This is a genomic window from Kitasatospora sp. NPDC001539, assembly GCF_040298565.1.
Taxonomy (GTDB): domain Bacteria; phylum Actinomycetota; class Actinomycetes; order Streptomycetales; family Streptomycetaceae; genus Kitasatospora.
On record NZ_JBEPAK010000260.1, the window covers coordinates 1 to 9,600 of the forward strand.

At 72.0% G+C, this 9,600-nt stretch carries 10 protein-coding genes and 3 tRNA genes; 3 read left to right on the forward strand and 10 right to left on the reverse strand.

Annotated features, from left to right (window positions below):
• Nucleotides 1–115 precede the first annotated feature (115 nt).
• The 3 genes from ABT247_RS28260 to ABT247_RS28270 form a co-directional block, all read right to left on the reverse strand.
• Nucleotides 116–1,261: a D-alanine--D-alanine ligase family protein gene (locus ABT247_RS28260; protein ID WP_350747839.1), complete on the reverse strand. Its 1,146-nt coding sequence runs from the start codon at nt 1,259–1,261 to the stop codon at nt 116–118.
• A 156-nt stretch (nt 1,262–1,417) separates the two neighbouring features.
• Nucleotides 1,418–2,401, reverse strand: a complete 984-nt coding sequence (locus tag ABT247_RS28265; RefSeq protein ID WP_350747858.1) for an NAD(P)H-dependent glycerol-3-phosphate dehydrogenase — start codon at nt 2,399–2,401, stop codon at nt 1,418–1,420.
• 14 nt (nt 2,402–2,415) lie between these two features.
• Nucleotides 2,416–3,249, reverse strand: coding sequence for a lysophospholipid acyltransferase family protein (locus ABT247_RS28270; protein WP_350747841.1), 834 nt, complete (start codon nt 3,247–3,249; stop codon nt 2,416–2,418).
• 230 nt (nt 3,250–3,479) lie between these two features.
• On the opposite strand from ABT247_RS28270, the gene cofC reads away from it, so the two are divergent.
• Nucleotides 3,480–4,163 carry a 2-phospho-L-lactate guanylyltransferase gene (cofC, locus tag ABT247_RS28275; RefSeq protein ID WP_350747844.1) on the forward strand — a complete coding sequence of 228 codons (684 nt, stop codon included), beginning with the start codon at nt 3,480–3,482 and terminating at the stop codon, nt 4,161–4,163.
• A gap of 79 nt (nt 4,164–4,242) precedes the next feature.
• Entirely contained in the window at nt 4,243–4,467 is a 225-nt protein-coding gene (locus tag ABT247_RS28280; RefSeq protein ID WP_350747846.1) for a hypothetical protein, read from the forward strand.
• A 317-nt stretch (nt 4,468–4,784) separates the two neighbouring features.
• Here the strand turns inward: ABT247_RS28280 and ABT247_RS28285 are convergent, their stop codons facing one another.
• The 4 genes from ABT247_RS28285 to leuC all read right to left on the reverse strand — a co-directional run bounded on the left by ABT247_RS28285 (nt 4,785) and on the right by leuC (nt 8,186).
• Nucleotides 4,785–5,486: an HU family DNA-binding protein gene (locus ABT247_RS28285; RefSeq protein ID WP_350747849.1), complete on the reverse strand. Its 702-nt coding sequence runs from the start codon at nt 5,484–5,486 to the stop codon at nt 4,785–4,787.
• Between the two features lie 133 nt (nt 5,487–5,619).
• Entirely contained in the window at nt 5,620–5,967 is a 348-nt protein-coding gene (locus tag ABT247_RS33680) for an SCO5555 family protein (RefSeq protein ID WP_392905653.1), read from the reverse strand.
• A gap of 182 nt (nt 5,968–6,149) precedes the next feature.
• Complete coding sequence (gene leuD, locus ABT247_RS28295; protein WP_350747852.1) at nt 6,150–6,746, reverse strand: 3-isopropylmalate dehydratase small subunit; 597 nt, start codon at nt 6,744–6,746, stop codon at nt 6,150–6,152.
• 3 nt (nt 6,747–6,749) lie between these two features.
• Nucleotides 6,750–8,186: a 3-isopropylmalate dehydratase large subunit gene (gene leuC / locus ABT247_RS28300; protein ID WP_350747855.1), complete on the reverse strand. Its 1,437-nt coding sequence runs from the start codon at nt 8,184–8,186 to the stop codon at nt 6,750–6,752.
• Between the two features lie 231 nt (nt 8,187–8,417).
• Here leuC and ABT247_RS28305 point away from each other — a divergent pair, with 231 nt between their 5' ends.
• Entirely contained in the window at nt 8,418–9,131 is a 714-nt protein-coding gene (locus tag ABT247_RS28305; RefSeq protein WP_030246527.1) for an IclR family transcriptional regulator, read from the forward strand.
• Nucleotides 9,132–9,283: 152 nt separating this feature from the next.
• Here the strand turns inward: ABT247_RS28305 and ABT247_RS28310 are convergent.
• The 3 genes from ABT247_RS28310 to ABT247_RS28320 form a co-directional block, all read right to left on the reverse strand.
• Nucleotides 9,284–9,358: transfer RNA gene (locus tag ABT247_RS28310), tRNA-Gln, on the reverse strand.
• 49 nt (nt 9,359–9,407) lie between these two features.
• Nucleotides 9,408–9,480, reverse strand: a tRNA-Glu gene (locus ABT247_RS28315).
• A 27-nt stretch (nt 9,481–9,507) separates the two neighbouring features.
• Nucleotides 9,508–9,580 (reverse strand) — tRNA-Glu (locus ABT247_RS28320).
• Nucleotides 9,581–9,600: the final 20 nt, after the last annotated feature.

Consider the following 9,600-nt stretch of genomic DNA (forward strand, 5'->3'; position numbering starts at 1 on the left):
TGGAGGCCATGCCGCCGTGTCCGGCGATGGCGAGGATGGCTTGGCTGCGGAGGGCTGCGATGCGGGCGCCGTCGTGGAGGGTGAGGGCTCCGCCGCCCGCCATGCTTCCGTACGGCTACCGCAGCCCGGTCGGGCGGCGCAGCGCCGACTCCAGCAGCCGGTCGATCAGTTCCGCGTACGCGACCCCGCTGGCCTTCCACATCTTCGGGTAGGCGGAGATCGGGGTGAAGCCCGGCATGGTGTTGATCTCGTTGATCATCCAGGTGCCGTCCTCCAGCAGGAAGAAGTCCACCCGGGCCAGGCCCTCGCAGCCGAAGGCCTCGAACGCGGCCACGGCCTGGCGCTGGATCTCCGCGGTCTCCTCGGCGGTCAGCCGCGCGGGGATCTGCACCTCGGAGGAGTCGATGTACTTGGCCTCGAAGTCGTAGAAGTCGAAGCCCTCGCCGACCAGCACCTCGGCCGGCACGCTGGCCCGCGGGCCGTCCTCGAACTCCAGCACGCCGCATTCGATCTCGCGGCCGGTGACCCCGGCCTCGATGATCAGCTTGGGGTCGTGCCGGCGGGCCTCCTCGATCGCGGCGTCCAGGTCCGCGAGGTCGCGGACCTTGGTGATGCCGATGCTGGAGCCGGCCCGGCAGGGCTTGACGAACAGCGGCAGGCCGAGCCCGGCGGCGCGCTCGCGCACGGCCGCGCGGCCCTCCTCGGTCTCCCAGTCGCGCGGCCGCACGATGGTGTAGGTGCCGACGTTCAGGCCGTGCGAGGCCAGGATCCGCTTGGCGAACTCCTTGTCCATGCCGGCCGCGCTGGCCAGTACGCCGTTGCCGACGTACGGGACGCCGGAGAGCTCCAGCAGGCCCTGGAGCGTGCCGTCCTCGCCCCACGGGCCGTGCAGCAGCGGGAACACCACGTCGACCTCGCCGAGCACCTTGGGGGCGCTCCCCGGCTGGCTGAGGACCACTTCGCGGTCACCCGGGGCGGCGGGCAGCACGACCTGACCGTCGACGGACTCGGCGATCTGCGCCACGTCCGGCAGCTTGCCGTCGGTGATGGCCATCCGGGCCGGCTCGTCGCTGGTCAGCGCCCAGCGGCCCTCGTGGGTGATGCCGATCGGCAGCACGTCGTACTTGGCGCGGTCGATCGCCCTGAGCACACTGCCCGCGGTGGAGACCGAGATCGCGTGCTCGGAGCTGCGGCCGCCGAAGACCAGCGCGACGCGCGGCTTGCGGGCGGACGGGTTCGGGGAGGACTGTTCGATGCTCATATCGGGCTTGAGACTACCGTGCGACGTGTTTCCGGACGGTCAACGCCCGCCCGGCGGGCCCCGGAATTGTCAGCCCGGCGCCCCGGCACGGAGCCGGCACCGCTCGGCCTCAGCCCGCCCGGCCTCAGCGCCGCCCGGCCTCAGCCCCGCTCCGCCTCAGCGCCGCTCGGGCTTGGCGGCGCGTGACATCAGCGCCTGCAGCGCCTCCTGGGTCGGCCGCCCGTTGTGCACGACGTCCACCACGGCCTCGACGATCGGCATGTCGACCCCGTTGCGCCGGGCCAGGTCCAGCACCGACTCGCAGGATTTGACGCCCTCGGCGGTCTGCCGGGTGGCCGCGATGGTCTCGGCCAGCGACATGCCCCGGCCCAGGTTCATGCCGAAGGTGTTGTTGCGCGACAGCGGCGAGGAGCAGGTCGCGACCAGGTCGCCCATCCCGGCGAGCCCCGCGAAGGTGTGCGGGTCGGCGCCCAGCACCTCGCCGAGCCGGGTGGTCTCGGCCAGCCCGCGGGTGATCAGCGTCGCCTTGGTGTTGTCGCCGAGCCCCATGCCGGCCGCCATGCCGACCGCCAGGCCGATCACGTTCTTGACCGCGCCGCCGAGTTCGCAGCCGACCACGTCGGTGTTGGTGTACGGCCGGAAGTACGGCGTGTGGCAGGCGGCCTGGAGCCGCTTGGCGACGGCCTCGTCGGTGCAGGCGACCACGCTGGCGGCGGGCTGGCGGTTGGCGATCTCCTTGGCCAGGTTGGGCCCGCTGACCACCGCGACCCGCTCCGGGCCGACCTTGGTGACCTCGTCGATCACTTCGCTCATCCGCTTGGCGGTGCCGAGCTCGATGCCCTTCATCAGGCTCACCAGCACCGTCTGCGGCTCGATCAGCGGCGCCCAGGCGGCGAGGTTGTCGCGCAGCGTCTGCGAGGGCACGACCAGGACCGCGAAGTCGGCGCCGGCCAGCGCCTCGGCCGCGTCGGTGGTGGCCCGGACGGTGGCGGGCAGCCGGACGCCCGGCAGGTAGTCCGGGTTCTCGTGGGTGGTGTTGACGGCGTCCGCCAGCTCCTGGCGGCGGGCCCACAGCACCACCTCGCAGCCCGCGTCGGCGAGCACCATCGCGAAGGCGGTGCCCCACGAGCCGGTCCCCATCACTGCGCAACGGGTCACCGGCCCGCCCCCTCACCGTCGTTGTCGTTCGGAGCGCCCTTGGCCCGGCGGCGCTCGGCGAGTGCCGCGGCGGCCCGCTGGCGGGCGGCCTTGCGCATGTCGTACCGCTCGGCGGGCGGCTGCTCGCCGCGGATGTCGGCCAGCACGGCGGTGATCGCCGCCATGATGTCCTCGGTCGCGTCGGCGAGCACCTGGGCGGTCAGCTCCTGGCCCTGGTACTTGGTGAGGTCCACCGCGGGCCCGGCCGCGACGGTGACCTTGTGGCGCGGGAACAGGTTGAACTTGCCCTTGCCGTATCCGGGCCGGCCGTACGGCGGGATGATCTCGTGCGCGCCCCAGTGCGCGACCGGGATGACCGGCGCACCCGTCATCAGCGCGACCCGGGCGACACCGCTCTTCCCGGTCATCGGCCACAGGTCCGGATCCCGGGTGAGCGTGCCCTCCGGGTAGAACTGCACGCACTGGCCGCTGTTCACGGCGTCGATCGCGGCCCGGAAGGCCTGCGCCGCGTCGGTGGACTCGCGGAATACCGGAATCTGGCCGGTCTTGCGCAGCATGAATCCGATGAAGGGGATCGAGAACAGCGAGGACTTGCCGAGAATCCGCGGCGGGCGGCCGCTGTTGTACTGCCAGTGCGCGTAGACCACCGGATCGATGATCGAATTGTGGTTCACCGCGGCGATGAAGCCGCCTTCCTTCGGAATGTGCTCCCAGCCGCGCCAGTCGGGCTTCACCAGGGCGGTCGTCACCGGTTTCACCAGCACGGCCGCGAAGCGGTACCAGATGCCGTAGTCGGCGTTGCCGAACTTGGCGTACGAGCGGCGGGCCACCCCAGCTCCTTCTCATCACATGCGGCACACGGGGTGCCGCGATCAGTGCCTCCCGGTGCCGCGCACCGGTCTGCCCGGTGCCCGGTTCGCGGGCGCGGAACAGTGTCGCCCGCTCGCTCACCGGCTGTCGAGCGACCGCGCCAACCCGCCGGACGGTCGTGATCAAACGCACGTCCGCACAGCTCGGACGGCCTGGCGAGGGCTCCGGGCCCGGCGTCACAATGACGCCGATGACCCAGGACACCGTACGCCCCAGCGAGCCCGTCGCGCCCGCCGCACCCACCGCCGACTGGTCGCTGGTGCTGCCGCTCAAGCCGCTCGCCCTGGCCAAGAGCAGGCTCGCCCCCTACGCCGGGCCGCACCGGCCGGACCTGGCCCTGTCCTTCGCGCTCGACACCGTCACCGCCGCCCTCGCCACTCCGGGCGTGGCCCGGGTCCTGGTGGTCACCAGGGACCCGGGCGCCGGCGCCCGGTTGGCGGAGCTGGGCGCCCTGGTCGTCGCCGACGAGCCGGGCGGTGGCCTCAACCGGGCGCTGTCGCACGGCGCCTCGGTCGCCCGGGCACTCGCCCCGCGGGCCCCGCTGGCCGCCCTCTCCGCCGACCTGCCGGCCCTGCGGCCGGCCGAACTCGCCCGGGTGCTGGGCGCGGTGCCGCCGGACGGCCGGGCCTTCCTGCCCGACTCCCCCGGCCTCGGCACCACCCTGCTCGCCACCGCTCCCGGCCGCCCGCTCGCCCCCGCCTTCGGGGACGGCTCGCGGGCCCGGCACGCGGCCGGCGGCGCGCTCGAACTACGGCTGGCGGACGTCGAGTCGGTGCGCCGGGACGTCGACACCGGCAGCGACCTCGGCGAGGCGGCGGACCTCGGCCTCGGCCCGCACACCAGTGCGCTGTTCGCCCGTCTGGGCCGGTCCTGACGGACGGGCCGGACCTGGGCCGCGCCCGGCCCCGGCCGCGACGGGGCGGTCTGTCCGACCCCCTCGCTATGCTGCTGGCATGCAGGCCACCGCGTTCACCTTCGACCCCGCCACCCGGGCCGGCTCCGTGCTGCTCGACGACGGGACCCCGGTGCCGTTCGACGCGGCCGCCTTCGACGCCGGCGGCCTGCGGCTGCTGCGCCCCGGCCAGCGGGTGCGGATCCGCACCGAGGGTTCCGGGGAGGCGCGCCGGGTGGTCTTCGTGACCCTGCAGACCTTCCCCGACCCGGCCGACGAGCACTGACCGGCCGACGGACACTGACTCCGCGGACGGGCACTGGTTCCGCGGACGGACACCGACCGGCCGACGGGCACCGACTCTGCGGACGGCCACTGGTTCCGCCTACGAGCACCGACCCGCCGGCGGCCTCCGACCGGCGACGGGCACCGCCCCGGCCGCTCCGCGCCGTCCCGGCGGTTCCCGGGCCCGCCCGGACCGGCCGCCGCCGGGTCCTGACCGAGCGCCCGGAAAGCGAAGAGCCGCGGCCACCCGGCCCCGCAGTTCGCGGAAGGGGTGCCGCGGCTCTGAGCCGAAGGCCGTCCGAGACGGTCGCGCGGGACTTACTTGGCGGTGGTCTTGCGCGCGGTGGTCTTGCGGGTGGCGGTCTTCTTCGCGGGAGCCGTCTTCTTGGCCGTGGCGGTCGCCTTCTTGGCGGTGGCCGTGGTCTTCTTGGCGGCAGCCGTCGGGGTCGCCTTCTTGGCGGTGGCCGTCTTCTTCGTCGCGGTCGCCGTGGTCTTCTTGGCGGCGGCGGTGGTCTTCTTGGTGGCGGTCGCCTTCTTCGCGGCGGTGGCCGTGGTCTTCTTGGCGGCAGCCGTGGTGGCCGTCTTCTTGGCGGCGGCCTTCTTGGTCGCGGCCGGAGCGGCGGCGGCGGCGGAGCGCTTGGTGGCGGCCCGCTTGGCGGCCGGGGTCGCGGCGACGCCCGCCTTGCCCGGGGTGAGGGAGCCCTTGGGGGCCTTCTTCACCGAGGGGCCTTCCTTCGGCAGCTTCTTGCTGCCGCTGACCAGGTCCTTGAAGCCCTGGCCCGGACGGAAGCGGGGGACCGAGGTCTTCTTGACCTTGACCCGCTCGCCGGTCTGCGGGTTGCGGGCGAAGCGCGCGGAGCGCTCCACCTTCTCGAAGGTGCCGAAACCGGTGACCGAGACCCGGTCACCGGCCACAACGGCACGGACCATGGTGTCGAGCACTGCGTCGACGGCCTCTGCGGCAGCCTTGCGACCGCCCAGCTGCTCGGCCACCGCTTCGACAAGCTGAGCCTTGTTCACGTCTTCCCCTTCGGAAACGGGCGCCGGATGATTCCATCCGTTCTTTTCGCACGTTAGGTATGTATCTGCGGACTTTCAATTACCAAACGCGCGAATCACCCTAGTGTCGCAATGGATTTGCGCGTCCGCGACCTCAGTCGAGGGGCGGGCGCCCCTCGTCGAGGTCATGTACAAAGCGACTCAACCGCCGTGCCGCCTCGGGAAGATCGCGCTTGGCGGTCTCCGTGACGATGAGCAGTTGACGGGTGAGAGCGGTCTTTGCATCTGCAGACACGTTCAGCGCATGCACGCGGGCGTGAGCTTGCTTCAACCGCTCGGCCACAAGCGCGTAGAGCGCTGCGACTTCCCGGTCGTCCGGCCCCTCAGCTGGTGCGGAGGTGACGTCCGGCCGATCGTCAATTCGGCGTTCGGATCCCCGGCCCATGGGCTCCTCGGACGCGGGTTCGCCGCCCGCGTACGGAGGTTCATGGTGCCGGTGCATGTACTGATTGTGCCATCTACCCGCAGTTGTACTTGCGCGGGGCCCTCTTCCGCAAAGCCAAATGGGCAATCCGGGGCGGGCCTCGGCGCTAACTCGTGCTCCGGAACGCCGGATGGCCCGGCCCCCCCGAGGGGGGCGCGGGCCATCCGGTGGATCGTCAGAATGCTTGTTCTGAAGGGAACTCAGGAGACCGGCAGAGTGCGCGGCTTGAACGCCGGGCGGGTCGCCTCGTAGGCCGCGATGTCGGCCTCGTTCCGCAGCGTGATGCTGATGTCGTCCAGCCCGTTGAGCAGCCTCCACCGCGCGTTGTCGTCCAGCTCGAAGCCCGCGACGACGCCCTCGGCGCGCACTTCGCGGTTCTCCAGGTCAACGGTGATCTCGGCCGAAGGGTCACTCTCGGTGAGCGCCCAGAGCCGTTCCACGGTCTCCTGCGGCAGCACGACGGTCAGCAGACCGTTCTTCAGGGAGTTGCCGCGGAAGATGTCGGCGAAGCGCGAGGAGATGACCGCGTGGAAGCCGTAGTTCTGCAGCGCCCAGACGGCGTGTTCCCGGGAGGAACCGGTGCCGAACTCGGGGCCGGCCACCAGGACGGTGGCGCCCTGGCGCTCGGGCCGGTTGAGGATGAACGACTCGTCCTTGCGCCAGGCCTCGAAGAGACCGTCCTCGAAACCGGATCGGGTGACCTTCTTGAGCCAATGGGCGGGGATGATCTGGTCGGTGTCCACGTTGCTGCGGCGCAGCGGGACGGCCCGGCCGGTGTGGGTGGTGAACTTCTCCATGGCTCAGGCCTCCACGGCGACGTCGGCGGTCAGGGCGGACGGGTTCAGGTCGGCGGGGGCCGCGAGCCGGCCCAGGACGGCGGTCGCGGCGGCGACCTGCGGGGAGACCAGGTGGGTGCGGCCGCCCTTGCCCTGGCGGCCCTCGAAGTTGCGGTTCGAGGTGGAGGCGCAGCGCTCCCCGGGGGCGAGCTGGTCGGGGTTCATGCCCAGGCACATCGAGCAGCCGGCGTGCCGCCATTCGGCCCCGGCGGCGGTGAACACCTTGTCCAGGTCCTCCTCGACGGCCTGCAGGGCGACCCGCACCGAGCCGGGGACGACCAGCATCCGTACGCCGTCGGCGACCTTGCGGCCCTCCAGCACGGCGGCGGCCGCGCGCAGGTCCTCGATCCGGCCGTTGGTGCAGGAGCCGACGAAGACGGCGTCGACGGAGACCTCGCGCAGCGGGGTGCCGGGCTCAAGGCCCATGTACCTCAGGGCGTTCTCCGCCGCCAGGCGCTCCTGCGGGTCGGCGAAGTCCGCGGGGTCGGGGACCGCGGAGCCCAGCGGGGCGCCCTGGCCGGGGTTGGTGCCCCAGGTGACGAACGGGGTCAGCTCGCTCGCGTCGATGAAGACCTCGTGGTCGAAGACCGCGTCCTCGTCGGTGACCAGGGTCTTCCAGTAGGCGACGGCGGCGTCCCAGTCCTCGCCCTTCGGGGCGTGCGGGCGCCCCTCCAGATAGGCGAAGGTGGTCTCGTCCGGAGCGATCATGCCGGCCCGGGCGCCGGCCTCGATGGACATGTTGCAGACGGTCATCCGGGCCTCCATGGACAGGCTCCGGATCGCCGAGCCGCGGTACTCCAGGACGTAGCCCTGGCCGCCGCCGGTGCCGATCTTCGCGATGACGGCCAGGATCAGGTCCTTGGCCGTGACGCCCTCGGGCAGTTCGCCCTCGACGGTGACCGCCATGGTCCTGAACGGCGCCAGCGGCAGGGTCTGGGTGGCCAGCACGTGCTCGACCTGGCTGGTGCCGATGCCGAACGCCAGCGCGCCGAAGGCGCCGTGGGTGGAGGTGTGGGAGTCCCCGCAGACCACCGTCGTGCCGGGCTGGGTCAGGCCGAGCTGGGGGCCGACCACGTGCACCACGCCCTGCTCGACGTCGCCGAGCGAGTGGATCCGGACGCCGAACTCGGCCGCGTTCCGCCGCAGGGTCTCCAGCTGCACGCGGGAGACCGGGTCGGCGATCGGCTTGTCGATGTCCAGGGTGGGGGTGTTGTGGTCCTCGGTGGCGATCGTCAGATCGGTGCGGCGGACCTTGCGGCCGGCCAGCCGCAGCCCGTCGAAGGCCTGCGGGCTGGTCACCTCGTGGAGCAGGTGCAGGTCGATGTACAGGAGGTCGGGCTCGCCCTCCGCGCGCCGCACGACGTGGTCGTCCCAGACCTTCTCTGCGAGTGTCCGTCCCATCGGATTCCCTCCAGCCGGCCGCGTTGCCGGCCTTCTCGTGTCGTCGGGTAAACGCTTGCGCCGCCCAGTGCGGGGCGCTTCCGCGCGACCTGCACGCCGGATCGCTGTCCACGATGCGGACACTCTCGCGAGGACCCATCCTGGATGTCTCCCGGGCTGCTGCATCCAGAGTGGCGCTTTTCCCGGAAGATTGAACTTGCGTCTCGCGGACTGAGACTGCAGTCTTAGGGCATGGACAACACTAGCGGCGTCGGCGTTCTCGACAAGGCCGCTCTGGTGCTCAGCGCACTGGAGTCGGGCCCCGCCACGTTGGCGGGGCTGGTCGCCGCCACCGGTCTGGCGCGGCCCACGGCCCACCGACTCGCCGTCGCACTCGAACACCACCGTCTGGTCACCAGGGACATGCAGGGGCGCTTCATCCTCGGCCCCCGCCTGTCCGAACTCTCCGCCGCGGCGGGCGAGGACCGGCTGCTCGCCACCGCGGGCCCGGTCCTGACCCACCTGCGCGACGTCACCGGCGAGAGCGCACAGCTCTACCGCCGCCAGGGCGAGATGCGGATCTGCGTAGCCGCCGCCGAGCGGCTCTCCGGCCTGCGGGACACCGTCCCGGTCGGCAGCACCCTGCCGATGAAGGCCGGCTCGGCCGCCCAGGTCCTGCTGGCCTGGGAGGAGCCCGAGCGGCTCCACCGCGGCCTCCAGGGCGCCCGCTTCACCGCCACCGCGCTGAGCGGCGTCCGGCGGCGCGGCTGGGCCCAGTCGATCGGCGAGCGGGAGCCGGGCGTCGCGTCCGTCTCCGCGCCCGTCCGCGGCCCCTCCAACCGGGTGGTGGCCGCCGTCTCCGTCTCCGGCCCGATCGAGCGGCTGACCCGCCACCCGGGCCGCCTGCACGCCCAGGCCATCATCGAGGCCGCGAACCGGCTCACCGAGGCGCTGCGCCGGAGCTGACCGGCCGACTCCCCCACCCCTTCCCCCACTCCCCCACTCCCCCACCTCCCCCACCGGAAAGCGAAAGGGCCCCGCTCGACGACGAGCGGGGCCCTTCGGGCATTACTCCGGAAAACGAAAAAGACCCCGGTGACCGGGGCCTTTCCAATTTCTGGCTGGGGTACCAGGACTCGAACCTAGACTAAATGAACCAGAATCACTCGTGCTGCCAATTACACCATACCCCAACACAAAGCAAGGGCCGATGGGCGAGCCCATCGGCTTCCTGCTCTGAAGTACCCCCGACCGGATTCGAACCGGCGCTACTGCCGTGAGAGGGCAGCGTGCTAGGCCGCTACACAACGGGGGCTTTCCAAGTGATCCCTTGCGAGATCAGTACCCCCGACCGGATTCGAACCGGCGCTACTGCCGTGAGAGGGCAGCGTGCTAGGCCGCTACACAACGGGGGCTTTCCAAGTGATCCCTTGCG

Excerpts from the sequence above, each read along its gene's own strand:
- ABT247_RS28260 (WP_350747839.1), bottom strand. The coding sequence starts at position 1,261 with ATGAGCATCGAACAGTCCTCCCCGAACCCGTCCGCCCGCAAGCCGCGC.
- ABT247_RS28265 (WP_350747858.1), bottom strand. The coding sequence starts at position 2,401 with ATGGGGACCGGCTCGTGGGGCACCGCCTTCGCGATGGTGCTCGCCGAC.
- cofC (WP_350747844.1), top strand. The coding sequence starts at position 3,480 with ATGACCCAGGACACCGTACGCCCCAGCGAGCCCGTCGCGCCCGCCGCA.
- ABT247_RS28280 (WP_350747846.1), top strand. The coding sequence starts at position 4,243 with ATGCAGGCCACCGCGTTCACCTTCGACCCCGCCACCCGGGCCGGCTCC.
- ABT247_RS33680 (WP_392905653.1), bottom strand. The coding sequence starts at position 5,967 with ATGCACCGGCACCATGAACCTCCGTACGCGGGCGGCGAACCCGCGTCC.
- leuD (WP_350747852.1), bottom strand. The coding sequence starts at position 6,746 with ATGGAGAAGTTCACCACCCACACCGGCCGGGCCGTCCCGCTGCGCCGC.
- leuC (WP_350747855.1), bottom strand. The coding sequence starts at position 8,186 with ATGGGACGGACACTCGCAGAGAAGGTCTGGGACGACCACGTCGTGCGG.
- ABT247_RS28305 (WP_030246527.1), top strand. The coding sequence starts at position 8,418 with ATGGACAACACTAGCGGCGTCGGCGTTCTCGACAAGGCCGCTCTGGTG.